The organism is Streptosporangium sp. H16 (assembly GCF_051918855.1).
GTDB lineage: Bacteria > Actinomycetota > Actinomycetes > Streptosporangiales > Streptosporangiaceae > Streptosporangium.
Genome location: NZ_JBPXMD010000029.1, coordinates 40,951 through 56,674, shown reverse-complemented (window position 1 = coordinate 56,674; position 15,724 = coordinate 40,951). Strand labels below are relative to the sequence as shown.

The following is a 15,724-nucleotide window of genomic DNA, read 5'->3' as shown; positions in this document are numbered from 1 at the left end:
ACACCTCCGCCTGCGGGCGGAGGAGAGAACGCGGTCCTCTACCCCGCGACGGGGAGGACCAGGGCCGCGGCGCCGTACAGGCCGGCGTCGCGTTCCAGGGAGGTACGTTCGATGTTCAGGCCGCGCAGGAAGCCGAGGCCCGCCCGCTTGGCGACCGCCTGGCGCAGCGGGGCGAGCAGGGTCTCCCCCGCCCCGGAGACGCCGCCCCCGATGACGACGTCGTCGAGGTCGAAGAGCGCCGCCGTGGTGAGGATCGCCACGGCCAGCGCGTCGGCGGCCCGCTGGAAGGCCTGCCGGGCGACGGGGACCCCGCGCGCGGCGTCGGCCGAGAGCGCGCGGGCGTCCGGGTGCGCGCCGGAGGCGCTCCAGCCGTTCTCCAGCGCCCAGCGGACCATGCTCGGGCCGCTGGCGATCGTCTCCAGGCAGCCGGTCGCCCCGCAGGGGCAGAGCCGTCCGTCGCTGTCCACCGCGATGTGCCCGATGTGCCCGGCGTTTCCGGTCGGTCCCACGTACGGCACCCCGTCGAGGACCAGGCCCCCGCCCACGCCGGTGGACACCACGATGCCCAGCAGGGCCCGGGAGCACGAATGCCCGCCCCGCCACCACTCCCCCAGCGCCATGCACTGCGCGTCTCCCGCGAGCGCGACGGGAAGGCCGGGAAGGAGCTCGCTCACCGCGCCGACCAGCGGGAAGTCACGCCAGGCGGGGATGTTGACCGGGCTGACCGTACCGGCGACGGCGTCGAGGGGACCGGCCGAGCCGATGCCGACCCCGGTCAGATCTCCCAGGTCCCCGGCCTCTCCGGCGGCGCCTGCGCCGGTGGCGCCATCGGTGTCACGAACGCCGGGGACCTCGCGGATGTGCCGGACGAGCGAGACCAGCGTCGCCTCGGGATCCGGGCCGACCGGCAGTTCCGCCCTGCGTGCCACGGTCCCGTCCGGCCGGACCAGCGCCGCGGCGAACTTGGTGCCGCCGATGTCGATCGCGAGGGCGGTCATCGGCCGGCCTTTCCTGCGCGCCGGAACCCGGAGGGACGGCAGGCGGCCACCGGGGCCACCACGCGGCTGTGCAAGGAGATCCTCCGCTGGTCAATGACACAAAGGGTGCGATACCCAAGTATCCGGGCAAACAGGGTGAAGGTATGACGTTTATGACAACGTTGTCAACGGCATACGGGGGGTGCGGGGTCACCGGTCCACCACAAGCCTTCCATGAGTTGTGCAGGCTTATCCGATTTAGGGGCAGATACGGTTAGCTCAGGTGTGATGTGAGGAGACTGCGATGACGCACGAACACGCGGGACAGCCCGCCAGGCCGTCCGACCTTGTCGACGTGGCCCGCCTGGTGACCTCCTACTACGCCCTGCATCCCGACCCGGGCGAGGTGGGCCAGCGGGTGGCGTTCGGGACGTCGGGACACCGGGGCTCCTCGCTGAACGTCGCGTTCAACGAGGACCACATCCTCGCGACCAGCCAGGCCATCGTGGAGTACCGTGCGGCGCAGGGGATCGACGGCCCGCTGTTCCTGGGCGCCGACAGCCACGCGCTGTCGGAACCGGCACAGGTGTCGGCGCTGGAGGTCTTCGCGGCCAACGGGGTGACGGTCATGGTCGACAGCCGGGACGGCTACACCCCGACCCCCGCGGTCTCCCACGCGATCCTGGCCCACAACCGGGGGCGCTCCTCGGGACGGGCCGACGGCGTGGTGGTGACCCCCTCGCACAACCCGCCCGGCGACGGCGGGTTCAAGTACAACCCGCCGCACGGCGGCCCGGCCGACACCGACGCCACCTCGTGGATCCAGGACCGGGCCAACGCGCTGATCGCCGACGGCCTGAAGGAGGTCAGGCGGATCCCGTACGCCAGGGCGCTGGCCGCCGACACGACCGGCCGGTACGGCTTCCTCGGCCACTACGTGGACGACCTGCCCTCGGTGCTGGACCTCGACGCCGTCCGGGAGGCGGGGGTGCGCATCGGCGCCGACCCGCTGGGCGGGGCGAGCGTCGCGTACTGGGGGGAGATCGCCGAGCGGCACCGGCTGGACCTGACGGTGATCAACCCGCTGACCGATCCGACGTGGCGGTTCATGACGCTGGACTGGGACGGCAAGATCCGGATGGACTGCTCGTCGCCGTACGCGATGGCCTCGCTCATCGCGGGCCGCGACGCCTTCGACGTCTCCACGGGCAACGACGCCGACGCCGACCGGCACGGCATCGTCACGCCCGACGGAGGGCTGATGAACCCCAACCACTACCTCGCCGTGGCGATCTCCTACCTCTACTCCCACCGGCCCGGCTGGCCCGCCGCCGCCGGGATCGGCAAGACGCTGGTGAGCAGCGGCATGATCGACCGGGTGGCGGCCGACCTGGGCAGGCGGCTGATGGAGGTCCCCGTCGGGTTCAAGTGGTTCGTGCCGGGCCTGCTGGACGGCTCGCTGGGCTTCGGCGGCGAGGAGAGCGCCGGGGCGTCGTTCCTGCGGCGCGACGGCTCGGTGTGGACCACCGACAAGGACGGCCTGATCCTGGCGCTGCTCGCCTCGGAGATCATCGCGACCACGGGCCGTTCGCCGAGCGAGCACTACGGCGACCTGGTGGCCCGGTTCGGCGACCCCGCCTACGCCCGCGTCGACGCCCCCGCGACCCGGGAGGAGAAGGCGGTGCTCGCCAGGCTCTCGGCCGAGCAGGTCACCGCCGGCAGCCTCGCCGGGGAGGAGATCACCCAGGTGCTCACCTCGGCCCCCGGCAACGGCGCCGCCCTCGGCGGGCTCAAGGTCTCCACCGAGAGCGCCTGGTTCGCCGCCCGCCCCTCGGGCACCGAGGACGTGTACAAGATCTACGCCGAGTCCTTCAAGGGCCCCGAGCACCTGGCGCGGGTGCAGCAGGAGGCGCGCGACCTGGTCTCGGCGTCCCTGGGCTGACGGCGACGGCGCGCGACCGGCGGGCACCTCCCGAAGTGGCCGCCCGCCGGGCGGCCGGGCTCTCGCGAACCGGCCTCGGGCGGAGCGGGAGCGACCTCAGGTGAACATGCGCCAGGCGGCGGGCACGACCGTCCAGCGGCGCCGGGCGATCCGGCCGGTCAGCTCGCCGTCGGCGTTCACCGGGACGGGGCCGCCCTCCACGGTCACCTCCCCGCCGCGAGTGGTGATCACGTCGCGCAGGCCGAGGTGGGTTCCCCTGCGCAGCCGGAGGGCGTAGACGAGCCTGTCCAGCGGACCGGTCATCAGCGAGACGACGACGTCGGCCATGCCGTCGTCGGGCCTGGCCCTGGGGGCCAGCGGGGTGCCGCCGCCGATCGTGACGCCGTTGCCGATCCCCACCATGAGCGCCGGGCGCCCGTCGCCGACGGAGCGGCCGTCCACGGTGACGCGCAGCCGCCAGCCGGGGCTGCGCACACCCGCGAGCAGCGCTCCCACCGCGTAGGCGAGCCGCCCGAGGACCGGCTTGAGCGGCGTGGCGCCCTCGGACGCCTCGGCACCGATGCCGAGGTGGACCATGTTGACGATGACCCCGCCCTCGTCGTCCACCAGGAGGTCGAGCGGCCGGGGCCGTCCGGCGAGCACGACGCGGGCCGCGACCGGCGGCTCCAGCGGGATGCCCAGGCCGCGGGCGAAGTCGTTGCCGGTGCCCAGCGGTACGAGCCCCACCGTGCGGGCGTCCAGCTCGCCGCGCCGGTGCAGGGTGGCGACCACCACGTGCAACGTGCCGTCGCCGCCCAGCACGACCACGTCCCTGCCGGGACAGGCGTCGAGCATCTCGTCCAGGTCCTTCTCCCCGGCGGGCGCCTCGATCACGTCGGCGCCACCGCCGCGCAGCGTCTCGAGGGCGGTGGCCCTGGCCTCGTCGTCGGCGCTCCCCGCGCTCTCGTTGTAGATCGCCAGCAACTCGGCCATGTCGTTCCTCCAGGTGGTCGTCCCTACGGTCCCTGCCCACCGGAATCACGATCACGCGGTTCCCTGTCCATCCGCCACCAGCGCAGCGACACCCAGAGCCCGGTTCCGATGCCGATCAGCGCGGCCAGGACGTACACCGCGCCGATCGTCGTGTCCGAGATGTAGCCGTTGCCGGCCACGAGGACGGCCATGAGCAGCGCGGCCAGCAGCCCCACGCCCGCTCCCCCTGCGAGACCGAGCAGGCCCACCTTCAGCGCGCGTGACAGGCCTCCCGCGCGGCGCGGCACCGGCGTCATGACGGTCATGAGGCGGCCCACGACGAGGGCCGGGTCGTCGTCGACCCCGCCGGCGACGAGCTGGACGGTCACCCCGCCCCGCTCGGGCTCGCTCAGGCAGATCCAGTGGCGTTCCTCGAGGAAGACGGTGGCGCCTCCCGCGCCGGGAACGGTCAGCCACAGGAACGGCGTGCCCTCGGGGAACGTCCTGACGCCGTGCCTGGCCGCCGGGGCGTGCACATCGAGCGCCGCGCCGAGGGCTCGCAGCGCCACCTCCTGGCCGGATCTCCCCACGGCAACCTCCCTTCCTCATCCCTACGCGCCTTCGTGGCGCACGACGCGGCGGTCGCCTCCCGGCGGGGACCGCTCGGCGGGTCGAGGGGCACTCGGAGGATCGGGACCGTACGGCGGGATCGCGGACGCCGTACGGCGGATCCTGAGGACCGGGGCCCGAGGGCCCCGGCGAGCGGTCGGGCGGGCCTCACACGGCGGACCTGCCGAGAGAACCGGCCCCGGCGAGGGACGGGGAACAGATCTCGTCCAGCACGTCGCGGAGCCGGCCCCGGGAGTCCTGGTCGGCGAGCCTGCCGGCGGCGTCGAACCGGTCCGGGGCCGGGGAGACGGCCAGTTCCGCGCCGCACACCACCGCCCCCGCCGCGCCGAGGGCCCTGCGCAGCTGGATCTGCGTCCACATCCCCTCGTGGGCGCGCGGGCAGGCGGTCACCACGCCCACCGGCTTGCCCACCAGGACCGCGCCGCCGCGCGCGGACGAGATCCAGTCGAGCGTGTGTCCCAGCTGTGCCGGGAGCGCGCTGTGCGCCGGCGCGGTGATCAGCACACCGTCCGCGGTGGAGAGGCGGTGCCACAGATCGGCGACCGGCCCCGGGAGCTCGCCGTCCTCGAAGGACGGCACCTGGTCCAGGCCCCGCCAGATCTCGAAGTCCACCGTCGCGGGCAGTTCCCGTGCCGCCGCCTCCAGGAGCCTCCAGACGTACGCCCCCGGGCGAAGGCTTCCCGCGATCCCAACGATCCTCATTCCCGGCCCCATCTCTGTCGCCATACCGCGACGTTACGAGTGAGGGAGGTCCCGCCTTCGGTCACGCGGTCGCGGCCGCCGGCGGGGGCGCTCCCCCGAACTCACCGACAAAAACCGCTACTCGACGCCACCGTGACGCGGAGAGAGTGGTCCGCTCGCGGTACCGGTCGAGCCGCCCCTTTCACGAACCCCGGAACGGCGATCACGCTTCCGCTGGCCGGCACCGCGACGGCGGTGCCGACGAACCTCACGCTCCATCACACTCGGGGGCCTGCCCTCAGCGAGGGGTGACGAACATGATCAAGCGTATCGTTCACGAAAAAAGCGGTTATTTCTCCGTCAAGCGCGGCGAGGACGCCGGCAGGGAGGCCTCGTCCCGCGTTATGGGGCCTGCGGCCAGGTGCGGGGAACCGCCCGGTCGGTGACCCGCTTGAGCTCGAAGAACGCCTCCTCGGTGGCGAGCACCTTGAACGCGTCCCAGAGCCGCCCGGCCCGCTCGCCGGTCGGGATCTCGCTGATGACCGGGCCGAACTGCCCGGCGTGCCCGTTCACCGAGATGGTGGGGACACCGATCAGCGACGGGTTCCGCTTCCCCGCGGGCACCAGGGCGTGCGAGGCGTGGATCGCCTCGTCCCAGGCGCCGTCGGTCCTCGCGGCGAGCAGCCCGGCGGGCAGCCCGGCGTCGGCGAGCGCGGCGGCGATCACCGGTTCCAGGGCCTCCATCACGGCCCGCCGGCCCGCGAGACCGCCGTCCGGCTTCGTGTCGCGGGACCGCTGGAACAGGCCGTCCTCGCCGTGGTAACGGGTGCCGAGCGTGGTGTAGAGGTCGCCGACGGCGGCGTCCCCGGCCGCCGCGCGCGCCGCCGCGAACACCCGCATGGTGCCCCGGCCGATCTCGACGATCTCGCGGTACTCCTCGGGCAGGTCCTGCTTCTCGTTGAGCACCGCCAGGCTCATCTCCCGCCAGTTGACCGTGATGGGACGCACCTCGCGCACTTCCAGGATCCAGCGGGAGGTGATCCAGGCCCAGGGGCAACCGGGATCGAACCAGAAGTCGACCAGATCCTCGCTCATGGGAGTCCTCTTTCCTCGGGGGTCCCCCCAGGATGCGACCTCAACCACGCTCAAGGTCAAGCCCGGGCGGCCACCCGGCCGGGGCACGGTTCCCCCGCCGGTTCAGGAGGCGATGTAGACCCAGGCGCGCACGCCGGAGGCGAGCGTCACCGACACCCGGCTGTAGTCGGCCACCTCGTAGCCGTCGGCGGCGGCCAGCTCCGCGCCGGTGATCTCGAACACCGTTCCCTCGACCCCGTCCGAGGGATCACCGGTGGCCCGCACGATCGGATGGCGATCGGCGCCGCTGACCGCGACGACGTCCGGATCGGTTATCGCCACCGTCGACAGCGTGTGGCCGGGCAGCAGATCCGGCCTGCCGTCCAGTTCCCGGCCGAAGGTGGACAGCTGCACGTCGCGCTGCCGCAGGGTCCCGTAGGAGAACAGGTACGTGCGCCCCTGTGCGACCTGGCCGTCCTCGGACAACGAACACCCCTCCCGCGCGGACGTGGACTCCCTCACCGAAGTCTAGAACGCGCCGGTTCCCGGCCCCCCGGCGGGGAGACCGCCCTGGCGGCCGGTCCGAGGCACAGGCCCTTCGGTGAGCTCCCGCCCGTCCTCACACGTGCCGGCCCTGCGCGGCGGACGGCAGGCGAACGCCGGGTGAGCGGATCCCGCGTTTTACGGGCGTCGTGGCGGGCCCCTTTTCAACCGCCACGACGCCCGCCCCCTCCCCCCCTCCCCCTTCCGGCCCGGGTGCGGCGAGCCACCGGAGGGACGCCTTCACGACCTATCCGGCCGCCCCCGCCGCGGTGAGGCGCAGGCGGCGAGGTCCCTCGTCGAGGGGTTCCGGCAACCTCAGCGCCCCGGCGCCGGGAGTGATCGCGCCGAGGAGGCGGGGGCCGGACGCGCCCGTGCAGCCGGGGACCGTCGCGGGCAGCCCGTGCGCCGCCAGCCAGCCGAGGAGCGAGAAGGCGATCGCCTCCTTGGCGCCGGCGGGGACGCCGAGCTCGTCGCTCGGCACGATGCGCGCACCCCCGGACCGCGCGGCCAGCATCGCCATCAGCACCGGATTGCGCACCCCTCCCCCGGAGACGACCACCGTCTCGAGGCGGTGGCGCCGGATCTCCGCCGCGGCGGTCTCCGCGGTGAGCGCGGCCAGCGTTGCCAGCAGGTCGGGCAGGTCCGGCCCGTACGGCGACGTCTTGCCGTCCAGGTAGCCGGGGTTGAACAGCTCCTTGCCGGTGCTCTTCGGCGGCGGGGCCCGGTAGTACGGCTCGGCCAGCAGGTCCGCCAGCAACCCCTCGTGCACCTGCCCCGAGGCGGCGAGGCGGCCGTCCTCGTCGTAGGACGCGCCCGTGGCGGCCGACACCGCCGCGTCCATCAGCGCCGACGCCGGGCCGGTGTCGTAGGCCGTCCTGGTGTCCCGCACGGTCAGGTTCGCGATCCCGCCGAGGTTGAGCGCGCCGCTCGGCCCCGGCAGCCCGTCCAGGAGCAGCAGGTCGAAATAGGAGACCAGCGGCGCGCCCTGCCCTCCGGCGGCCACGTCCCTGGCCCGCAGGTCGGAGACCACCGGCACGCCGGTCCGCTCGGCGATCCAGGCGGGCTGGCCCAGCTGCAGCGTGCCGCGCACCCGGCCGTCCTCCACCCAGTGGAACATCGTCTGCCCGTGCGAGCAGATGAGATCCACCGGCCCGCACGCCTCGGCGGCGTCGGCGAAGGCCTGGCCGATCAGGGTGTCGAGCCGGCACACCTCGGCCATGTCGGCCGGATTGGGCGGCAGCGCGCCGGCGATGCGCTCGCGCAGCCGTCCCTCGTACGGCCGCGTGCCGGTGTGCTCGACGGCACCGGTGAGCACGTCGCCGTCCGGGGACCAGTCCACGATCGCGCTGTCGATCCCGTCGTGGGACGTTCCCGACATCAACCCCAGCACGCGCATGCCTTCACCCCCTCACGATCCCCCGGATCCCGCCGGGCCGTCACCGCGCGCGGCGGCCGATGCTGGGCGGGCTCAGGCGGCCGGCCCGGTCGACGGCCACCACGTGGTAGTACGCACCCCCGGCACCCCCGGCACCCGCAGTGCCCGCAGTGCCCGCAGTGCCCCCGGTGCCCGCCGGGTCCGTCCAGCGCAGGTCGCGGGCGGCGGGGAGGACCGCGATCAGGTTCCGGGCGTCGGCGAGGTCCCCCGGCCCGGCCGGCCGGTCGAGCCGGAAGACCGCGTACTGGAACGGGACGTGCCGGCCGGTGGCCAGGATCCGCAGCTCGACGCCACCGGGCACCCGGCGCGCCAGGGGGACGAGCGGGCGGCCCGGGGCCCGGCCCGAGGCGAGCCTGGGCAGCAGCGGGGACAGGGCGGGGCGGGTGTAGTGGCCGGTCACCACGGCGCTGATCGAGCCGATCCGGTCGTCGCGGACGTCACCGGAGTTGTACCAGATGTCGCCGCCGACCTCGGGGTGGCCCTCGTTGAGGGTGAGGTGCCTGCTGAGCTCGTCGGGCCGCGACCACTCGGCGGGCTGGCCCGCCGCCCCGGCCTTGTAGGCCGCCTGGCCGATCCACAGCTGGGTGCCCGTGCCCGCCGCCACGTCGGACCACCAGGGGACCAGCTTGGCGTAGTCGGCGTTGGACTGGCCGATGTACCAGTACAGCTGCGGCGCGATGTAGTCGAGCCACCCCTTCTTGACCCAGCCGCGCGTGTCGGCGTGCAGGTTGTCGTAGGACTGGCCGCCGCTGGTCTCCGACCCCAGGGGGTCGGTGGCCCGGTTGCGCCAGATGCCCGAAGGGCTGATGCCCCAGGCGACCTCGGGCTTGACCCGCCGCACCCGCCGCTGCATCTCCCGTACGAGGAGGTCGACGTTCTCGCGCCGCCAGGCCGCGAGGTCGGGGAAGCCGGCACCGTACCGGGCGTAGGCCTCGGCGTCGTCGAAGGCGGTGGTGTTGACCGGGTAGAAGTAGTCGTCGAAGTGCAGGCCGTCGATGTCGTACCTGGTGACCGCGTCCATCATGGCGTCCTGCACGAACGCGCGGACCTCGGGCATGCCGGGGTTGTAGTAGAGCTTGCCTCCGTAGGGGACGATCCAGTCGGGGTGCCTGCGGCCGGGGTGGTCGGGGTGCAGCAGGGCCGGGTCGGCCTGCATCGACACCCGGTAGGGGTTGAACCACGCGTGGAAGGCGAGGCCCCGCCGGTGCGTCTCCGCCACCAGGAAGGCCAGCGGGTCGTAGCCGGGGTCACGTCCCTGCACGCCGGTCAGATACTGCGACCAGGGCTCGTACCGGGAGGGCCAGAAGGCGTCGGCGGTCGGCCGGATCTGCACGAACACCGCGTTGAGCCCTCGGGCCCGCGCCAGGTCGAGCCAGCCGAGATACTCGGCCCGCTGCTGCCCGGCGCTCAGCCCGGTCCTCGACGGCCAGTTGATGTTGGCGACCGAGGCGATCCACATGCCGCGCATCTGGCGCAGCGGCACCCGCCCGGCGCCGGTCCCGTACGAGATCCCGGAGGAGGCGGAGGCGGAGGCCGGGGCCCGGCCGGACAGGGGCACGGCGGTCGCCGCGACGGCGAGGGCGAGGCCGCGCAGGACGGCTCGCCGGCTGGATGAGCTCATGCGGACTCCAGGGGTGTTCGGCCCCAGGCGGCGGGCCGGGGACCGCGGTCCGGACGCCGCCGGGCCGACGCGAGGGCGGGCACCGGGGCGGGCACGAAGGCGAACATGAGGACGGGCAGGACGGACGCGAGGCGGGAACGACGGCGGACGTACGGACGGACATGCGGACGAACGCGGAAATGATCGCGAGACCGGCACGGGATCACAAGGTCACAAGGGCACGGGTTCTCGATCGCGAGAATGACAGAAAGCTACTTCGAAGGCAATGATAATGAAGAAAATTGTCATTGATGTGTAATCTGCCTTGAGACACCTCCTCCCGCCGACCTGTCAGAAGACGCCTGCCTCGATCGAGAAGGTGACCGCATGCCCCATCGCAGCCCCGACCTGGCCCGGCTGGCCATGACCGTCCTCCAGCCGGGTTTCGACGGCACCGAGCCGCCCGGATGGCTGCTCCGCGCGCTCGGCGACGAGGGCCTCGGCGGGACCGTGCTGTTCGCCCGCAACCTCGACGGCCTCGGCCACACCGCGGATCTGGTCGCCCGGCTGCGCGCGGAGAACCCCGCCGCGGTGATCGCGGTGGACGAGGAGGGCGGATCCGTCACCCGCCTGCAGGCCGCGCGGGGCAGCTCGTGGCCGGGCAACCGGGCGCTGGGCGTGGCCGACGACGTCGAGGCGACCCGGCTGGTCGCCCAGGAGATCGGCCGCCTCCTGGCCTCGGCCGACATCACCCTCGACTACGCCCCGGTGGCGGACGTCAACGCCAACCCGGTCAACCCGGTGATCGGCGTCCGCTCCTTCGGCGCCGATCCCGAGCTGGTCTCCCGGCACACCGCCGCCTGGATCTCCGGGCTCCAGGGGGCCGGGGTGGCCGCCTGCGCCAAGCACTTCCCCGGCCACGGCGACACCCACACCGACTCCCACCATGCCCTGCCGACCCTGCACGCCTCCCCGCGGCTCCTCGCCGAGCGTGACCTGCCGCCCTTCCGCACGGCGGTGGCCGCCGGGGTACGGGCCGTCATGTGCGGACACCTGCTGATCCCGGCCCTCGACCCGGAGAACCCCGCCACGCTGAGCCGACGGATCACTACCGGGCTGCTCCGCGAGGAGATGGGGTTCACCGGGATGATCGTCACCGACGCCATCGAGATGCGCGCCGTCGCGGCCCTCCACCCGCCGGGGGAGATCGCGGTCCGCGCCCTGGCGGCCGGGGCCGACGCGATCTGCGCGGGCATCTCCTCCCCCGGGGGCGAGAACGTCCACGAGCTGCGCGACGCCATCGTGGCCGCCGTGCGGGAGGGCAGGCTGGCCGAGGACCGGCTGGCCGAGGCCGCCTCCCGCGTGCTCGCCCTGTCCGGCTGGTACGCCGCGAGCGCCGCCGCGGAGGCGCGGGCGGCGGGGATCGCCGCCCGGGGCCCGGGGGACGAGGGCGAGGAGCTCGGCCTGCGCACCGCGCGGGCGGCCATCCGCGTGACCGCCACGGACGCCCCGGCCGTGCTCTCCGGGCCGCCGCTGGTCGTCGACATCGCCCCCCGGCTGAGCGAGGCGGTCGAGCCGGGCATGCTCACCGGTCTCATCGGCGCCCTCACCGAGGTGCTGCCGGGCACCGTCGGCCACGTCGTCACCGTGGAGGCGCCCGAGCTGCCCGACCTGAGCGACGGGAGCCGGCCGCTGGTGATGGTGGTGCACGACGCCAGGCGCCATCCGTGGGTCGGCGAGCTGCTGGCGCGGGCCGTCGCGCTGCGCCCCGACACCGTGGTGGTCGAGACCGGGATGCCCGGCGAACCCTCGGGGGCCGTGTACGTGACCACGAACGGCATCTCCCGGGCTTCGGCCCGCGCCGTGGCCCGCTGGTTGACCGGCGACCAATAGGCTGCTTTATGACATGAAAGGCGCTTAATGAACGTCCTCGACGGCCCCACCCCCGTGAACCTGGTGGCCACGGTGAGGGCCGTCCTCCCCTCCCTCACCCCCGCGGCCCAGTCCATCGCCCGTCTCATCCTCGACGACCCCGCGGTGGTGGCCCGCAGCACCATCACCGAGTTCAGCGCGGCCTCCGGTACCAGCGAGGCCACGATCGTGCGCACCGCCAGGGCCCTGGGCTTCGCCGGATACTCCCAGCTGCGCTTCGCCCTGGCCGCGGCGGTGGCCAGGAACGAGCCGGAACGGCTGGTCCCCGGCGACCTCGGCCCCGACGACCCGCTGACCGACGTGATCGCGAAGGTGGCCAGGGCCGAGTCGGAGGCGCTGGCCGACACCGCGGCGCAGCTCAACCCCGAGCGGCTGGGCATGGTGGTGGAGGCGGTGGCCGGGGCGCGCAAGGTCGACGTCTACGGGGTCGGCGCCTCCGGGCTGGTGGCGGCCGACATGGTGCAGAAGCTGATGCGGATCGGCCTGCCCGGTCACGCCTACACCGACGCGCACCTCGCGCTGACCAGCGCGGCGCTGGTACGCGACGACGACGTCGCGGTGGCGGTGAGCTGCACCGGCGAGACCCCTGACGTGCTGGCGCCGATGCGCGTCGCGCGGCGGGCGGGCGCGACCACGGTGGCCATCACCAACAACCCCCGCTCCTCCCTGGCCGGGCTCGCCGACCACGTCCTGGTCTCGGCGGGCAGGGAGACCGCCTTCCGCCCGGGGGCGCTGGCCAGCCGGATCAGCCAGCTCCTGATCGTCGACTGCATCTTCGTCGGCGTCGCCCAGCGCACCTTCGAGACCTCGGACGCGGCGCTGCGGGCCACCAGGGACGCCATAGACGGCTTCAGGACCGACTACCGCCGCCGGAGCAGGCCCTCCTAGCAGTGCTTTGTCAGGTGTCAGCCTGTTGTCGACCGGTCGAGATAGCCGGGTGATGGTTCGATGCGGACGTGCCCCCGAACAGCTTGCTCGTATCCGGCGGCAGCTGGAGACGTTCGCCGCTGAGGCGTTCACCCCGCTGATCCGCTCGGATCGGCGGGCCGAGGCAGCCACCTGTCTCCTCCTCCTCTGCGGCAGGTATGGCGAGGTCTTCGCCTTACAGCTGCCACGGGGTCCGGAAGATCCCGTCCGGGTCGTAGCGGTGCCAGAGCCGGCGGACCCGGTCGCCGGTCGCGCCCGGGTAGATCCGCTCGAAGGCGCTCTTGTCCGGGCGGCCCTCGAAGTTGACGTACGTCCCGTCGACCCGTTCGGCCAGGGGCTGCCAGGCGGCGTCCAGTGCCGCGCCGCGTCCCGGAGGAAACACCGTGGCGACCACCAGCGTGCCGTGGCGCCGGTGCGCGTAAGCGGTCGCGTCCGGCGGCACGTCGTTGACCGCCCCGCCCACGGACCGCATCTGGATCATCGGCCGGTGCGGGCCGCGCATGACGGCCGCGATCGTCGCGGCGTCCTGGTCGGTCATGGCCGTCAGCAGCCCGTTGGTGGTCGTGGTGGGCTGCTGGCCGACGTTGGCGTGCAGGTGCGCCGTCGGCACCAGGGCAGAATACGGGACGATTTGCGCATGCTGGTCAAGCGTGGCGCCGATGCGGAGCAGCGGCTCGACCGCCCTCCGCAGCCGTCGCTCGCTCCCGTCGGCGACCACGGCGGTGATGGACGCGACCAGAGAGCGGTCGTCCGGCAGCAGGTTGACGAGGGTGGACAACTCGCGCGGCGCTTCGGCCAGGTAGTCGGCCCAGTGCCGCAGGACGCGGCCGTCCCGGTCGAGCCGCACGGTGATCTGCGCGTACCCGACGTCGCGCAGTTCGGTCGCCTCGATCTCGAAGGCGGTCACGATGCCGACCCCGGCGCCCGCGCCGCGTACGGCCCACAGCAGGTCCGGGTCGTGTTCGGCGTCGGCGCGCACGACGGTGCCGTCGGCCAGGACGACCTCCGCCGCGCGAAGGTGGTCGATGGTCAGCCCGTATTGGCGAACCAGCCAGCCGATGCCGCCGCCGGTGGTCAGGCCGCCGACGCCGACGTTTCCGTAGTCGCCGGAGCTGATCGCCAGCCCGTACGGCGCGAGCTCCTCGGCGACCTGCGCCCAGCGGGCCCCCGCCTGGACCCGGACGAGCCGCGCCGCCCGGTCGAGCACCTCGACGCGGTTCAGCGCGGACAGGTCGACGACCACGCCGCCGTCGTTGGAGGAACGCCCGGACAGGCCGTGCCCGCCGCTTCGCACGGACAGCGGCAGGCCCTGCTCGCGGGCGAACGCCAGCGCGGCGACCACCTCCGAGGTGTTCTCGGGAAGCAGCACGCCGGCCGGGTTGGCCACGGTCGTGTATGTGGAGCGCAGCAGCGGGTACCGCCGGTCTCCGGGGACGACGAGCTTGCCCTCGAGGGCGGCCGGGAGCGGAGACAGTTCGGCGGTCATCGCTGCCCCCGAATCTGGTCGACGCCCTTACGGACGGCCGGGACGACCTCGGCGGCGAACACGTCGAGCTGCGCCCGCGTTTCGGCCACCGGCCAGAAGATGAACGTGTCGAAGCCCAGCTCGACCGCCCATTCGGTGAGCGTGTCCGTCCACAGGCGCACATCCCCCACCAGTCCGGGCCCGCTACGGAGGCCGCCGATCGTGCCGATCACGTTGTAGATCCTCCGGATGTCGGCGGGGTCGCGCCCCGCGATGAGAGCCGCCTCGTCGACGATCTTCTGCTTGGCGGGCACCTGGGCCGGCGTGACGTAGATGTTGAGTGGGGAGATCCAGCCGTCACCGGCGCGGCCGGTCACGCCGAGCATCTTGGGCCCCTGGCTGCCGAGCCACAGCGGAATGGGGAGGGTCGGCACCGGGCCCGCCTCGTACCCCTCGATCGCATGCTGGTCGCTGAGCAGCCGCACGCCGCCGCCGCCCAGCGCGGCCCGCATCACGTGCAGGGACTCCTCGGTGTAGGCGACCATCTCGCCACCGGCGCGGCGCCGACCGCCCATGCCGGCGATGGCGTCGGCGAACGCCCCGCCACCGACGCCGAGGATGGTCCGTCCCCCGGCCAGCACCGCGAGCGAGGCGGCCGCCTTGGCCAGCATGGCCGGTGGGCGCAACTGCAGATCCGCGACATCGGTGAGGAACGAGATGCGCTTCGTCCGCGTGGCCATATGGGTGATCAGGGTCCAGGTGTCCAGGTGCCCGGGTTGGTAGGCGTGATCCTGGACGGCCAGGTAGTCCAGCCCCTTCTCGTCGGCGGCCTTGGCCAACCGCCTGGTCTCGTCAAGCCGGTCGGCTTCTGGATCGAGGCTGAGTCCGAAGGTTAAGGCGTGTCCGTAATCAGTCATGGCTTCATACTCCACATGCCCGCGCCGTTAGACAAAAGCAAGGTTAGTCACTAATTTTTAGTAAGTGAACGCCAAGACGCCGCAGAGTGCACACCCCGTCCGCCCGGCCATCCACGAACCGAGCTGCCGCAGCTTTCAGGGCATCGTCGAGCTCGTCGGCCGCCGGTGGACCAGCGCGATCCTGCTCGCCGGCCTGCGCGGCGCCCGCCGATTCGGCGAGTACCGCCTGTCTGTGCCGGGGATCTCCGATCGGCTGCTCACGCAGCGGTTGAAGGAGCTGGAGTACGAGGGCCTGATCTCCCGCACCGTGATCCCCACCACGCCGGTACAGATCCGCTACGCGCTTTCCCCCGACGGCGAGGATCTGATGAGGATTCTGCAGCCGCTGGTGGATTGGGGCCACCGGCGCGTCGGGGCGGATGCGGATCGATCCGCCGACGCCGTATGAAGCGACGCCCGGCTGCCGCACAAGCCCGGGAATCGAGCCTCGCGCACCTGTGACAAGGGAGAGCCGATGCCCGGACCAGGTGCCTGCGCCGTCCATGCGGAAGAACGCCTTGAGGTCACCCCGGTGTCGAGGACGGCGATGTTGACCGGAACCGACAGCTCGGCTGCCCTCGCGACCCCGGCGGACAACACCCGCTCGGCTT

Annotated in this window: 14 protein-coding genes; 4 read left to right on the top strand and 10 right to left on the bottom strand. The window is 73.1% G+C overall.

The window, feature by feature from the left end; translation table 11 throughout:
* Window positions 1-38: 38 nt before the first annotated feature.
* Window positions 39-998, bottom strand: coding sequence for an ROK family protein (locus ACTOQ2_RS34270; RefSeq protein WP_440104973.1), 960 nt, complete (start codon window positions 996-998; stop codon window positions 39-41).
* A 283-nt stretch (window positions 999-1,281) separates the two neighbouring features.
* Between ACTOQ2_RS34270 and pgm the strand changes: the two genes are divergently transcribed.
* Window positions 1,282-2,919, top strand: coding sequence for a phosphoglucomutase (alpha-D-glucose-1,6-bisphosphate-dependent) (gene pgm, locus ACTOQ2_RS34265; RefSeq protein ID WP_440104972.1), 1,638 nt, complete (start codon window positions 1,282-1,284; stop codon window positions 2,917-2,919).
* A 96-nt stretch (window positions 2,920-3,015) separates the two neighbouring features.
* Here pgm and ACTOQ2_RS34260 read toward each other — a convergent pair whose 3' ends face one another.
* From ACTOQ2_RS34260 to ACTOQ2_RS34230, 7 genes are all read right to left on the bottom strand, one after another.
* Window positions 3,016-3,891, bottom strand: a complete 876-nt coding sequence (locus ACTOQ2_RS34260; protein ID WP_440104971.1) for a diacylglycerol/lipid kinase family protein — start codon at window positions 3,889-3,891, stop codon at window positions 3,016-3,018.
* A gap of 23 nt (window positions 3,892-3,914) precedes the next feature.
* Entirely contained in the window at window positions 3,915-4,460 is a 546-nt protein-coding gene (locus tag ACTOQ2_RS34255) for a hypothetical protein (RefSeq protein ID WP_440104970.1), read from the bottom strand.
* Window positions 4,461-4,647: 187 nt separating this feature from the next.
* A complete protein-coding gene (locus ACTOQ2_RS34250) occupies window positions 4,648-5,226 on the bottom strand; it encodes an NADPH-dependent FMN reductase (protein WP_440104969.1) in 579 nt (192 codons plus the stop codon).
* A 357-nt stretch (window positions 5,227-5,583) separates the two neighbouring features.
* Window positions 5,584-6,276: a mycothiol-dependent nitroreductase Rv2466c family protein gene (locus tag ACTOQ2_RS34245; RefSeq protein ID WP_440104968.1), complete on the bottom strand. Its 693-nt coding sequence runs from the start codon at window positions 6,274-6,276 to the stop codon at window positions 5,584-5,586.
* A gap of 102 nt (window positions 6,277-6,378) precedes the next feature.
* Complete coding sequence (locus tag ACTOQ2_RS34240; RefSeq protein ID WP_440104966.1) at window positions 6,379-6,741, bottom strand: gamma-glutamylcyclotransferase family protein; 363 nt, start codon at window positions 6,739-6,741, stop codon at window positions 6,379-6,381.
* A gap of 304 nt (window positions 6,742-7,045) precedes the next feature.
* Complete coding sequence (locus ACTOQ2_RS34235; protein WP_440104964.1) at window positions 7,046-8,194, bottom strand: anhydro-N-acetylmuramic acid kinase; 1,149 nt, start codon at window positions 8,192-8,194, stop codon at window positions 7,046-7,048.
* Window positions 8,195-8,234: 40 nt separating this feature from the next.
* Entirely contained in the window at window positions 8,235-9,854 is a 1,620-nt protein-coding gene (locus ACTOQ2_RS34230; protein WP_440104962.1) for a glycoside hydrolase family 10 protein, read from the bottom strand.
* A 366-nt stretch (window positions 9,855-10,220) separates the two neighbouring features.
* On the opposite strand from ACTOQ2_RS34230, the gene ACTOQ2_RS34225 reads away from it, so the two are divergent.
* Together ACTOQ2_RS34225 and ACTOQ2_RS34220 are read left to right on the top strand one after the other, a co-directional pair.
* Entirely contained in the window at window positions 10,221-11,726 is a 1,506-nt protein-coding gene (locus ACTOQ2_RS34225; RefSeq protein ID WP_440104960.1) for a glycoside hydrolase family 3 protein, read from the top strand.
* Window positions 11,727-11,753: 27 nt separating this feature from the next.
* Window positions 11,754-12,653 carry a MurR/RpiR family transcriptional regulator gene (locus ACTOQ2_RS34220; protein ID WP_440104959.1) on the top strand — a complete coding sequence of 300 codons (900 nt, stop codon included), beginning with the start codon at window positions 11,754-11,756 and terminating at the stop codon, window positions 12,651-12,653.
* A gap of 214 nt (window positions 12,654-12,867) precedes the next feature.
* Here the strand turns inward: ACTOQ2_RS34220 and ACTOQ2_RS34215 are convergent, their stop codons facing one another.
* Both ACTOQ2_RS34215 and ACTOQ2_RS34210 read right to left on the bottom strand, forming a co-directional pair.
* Window positions 12,868-14,178 (bottom strand): FAD-binding oxidoreductase, encoded by a 1,311-nt coding sequence (locus tag ACTOQ2_RS34215; RefSeq protein WP_440104958.1) that lies wholly within the window; start codon window positions 14,176-14,178, stop codon window positions 12,868-12,870.
* Complete coding sequence (locus ACTOQ2_RS34210; protein ID WP_440104957.1) at window positions 14,175-15,074, bottom strand: LLM class flavin-dependent oxidoreductase; 900 nt, start codon at window positions 15,072-15,074, stop codon at window positions 14,175-14,177. The genes ACTOQ2_RS34215 and ACTOQ2_RS34210 overlap by 4 nt, the downstream gene beginning before the upstream one ends.
* A gap of 64 nt (window positions 15,075-15,138) precedes the next feature.
* Here ACTOQ2_RS34210 and ACTOQ2_RS34205 point away from each other — a divergent pair, with 64 nt between their 5' ends.
* The gene (locus tag ACTOQ2_RS34205; RefSeq protein WP_440104956.1) at window positions 15,139-15,522 is read left to right on the top strand and encodes a winged helix-turn-helix transcriptional regulator; all 384 of its coding nucleotides are present in this window, start codon (window positions 15,139-15,141) and stop codon (window positions 15,520-15,522) included.
* Window positions 15,523-15,724: the final 202 nt, after the last annotated feature.

Bases quoted from the DNA above. Each gene is read 5' to 3' on its own strand.
- ACTOQ2_RS34215 (WP_440104958.1), bottom strand. From the start codon at position 14,178: ATGACCGCCGAACTGTCTCCGCTCCCGGCCGCCCTCGAGGGCAAGCTC.
- ACTOQ2_RS34245 (WP_440104968.1), bottom strand. From the start codon at position 6,276: ATGAGCGAGGATCTGGTCGACTTCTGGTTCGATCCCGGTTGCCCCTGG.
- ACTOQ2_RS34230 (WP_440104962.1), bottom strand. From the start codon at position 9,854: ATGAGCTCATCCAGCCGGCGAGCCGTCCTGCGCGGCCTCGCCCTCGCC.
- pgm (WP_440104972.1), top strand. From the start codon at position 1,282: ATGACGCACGAACACGCGGGACAGCCCGCCAGGCCGTCCGACCTTGTC.
- ACTOQ2_RS34220 (WP_440104959.1), top strand. From the start codon at position 11,754: ATGAACGTCCTCGACGGCCCCACCCCCGTGAACCTGGTGGCCACGGTG.
- ACTOQ2_RS34225 (WP_440104960.1), top strand. From the start codon at position 10,221: ATGCCCCATCGCAGCCCCGACCTGGCCCGGCTGGCCATGACCGTCCTC.
- ACTOQ2_RS34210 (WP_440104957.1), bottom strand. From the start codon at position 15,074: ATGACTGATTACGGACACGCCTTAACCTTCGGACTCAGCCTCGATCCA.
- ACTOQ2_RS34260 (WP_440104971.1), bottom strand. From the start codon at position 3,891: ATGGCCGAGTTGCTGGCGATCTACAACGAGAGCGCGGGGAGCGCCGAC.
- ACTOQ2_RS34235 (WP_440104964.1), bottom strand. From the start codon at position 8,194: ATGCGCGTGCTGGGGTTGATGTCGGGAACGTCCCACGACGGGATCGAC.
- ACTOQ2_RS34250 (WP_440104969.1), bottom strand. From the start codon at position 5,226: ATGGCGACAGAGATGGGGCCGGGAATGAGGATCGTTGGGATCGCGGGA.
- ACTOQ2_RS34270 (WP_440104973.1), bottom strand. From the start codon at position 998: ATGACCGCCCTCGCGATCGACATCGGCGGCACCAAGTTCGCCGCGGCG.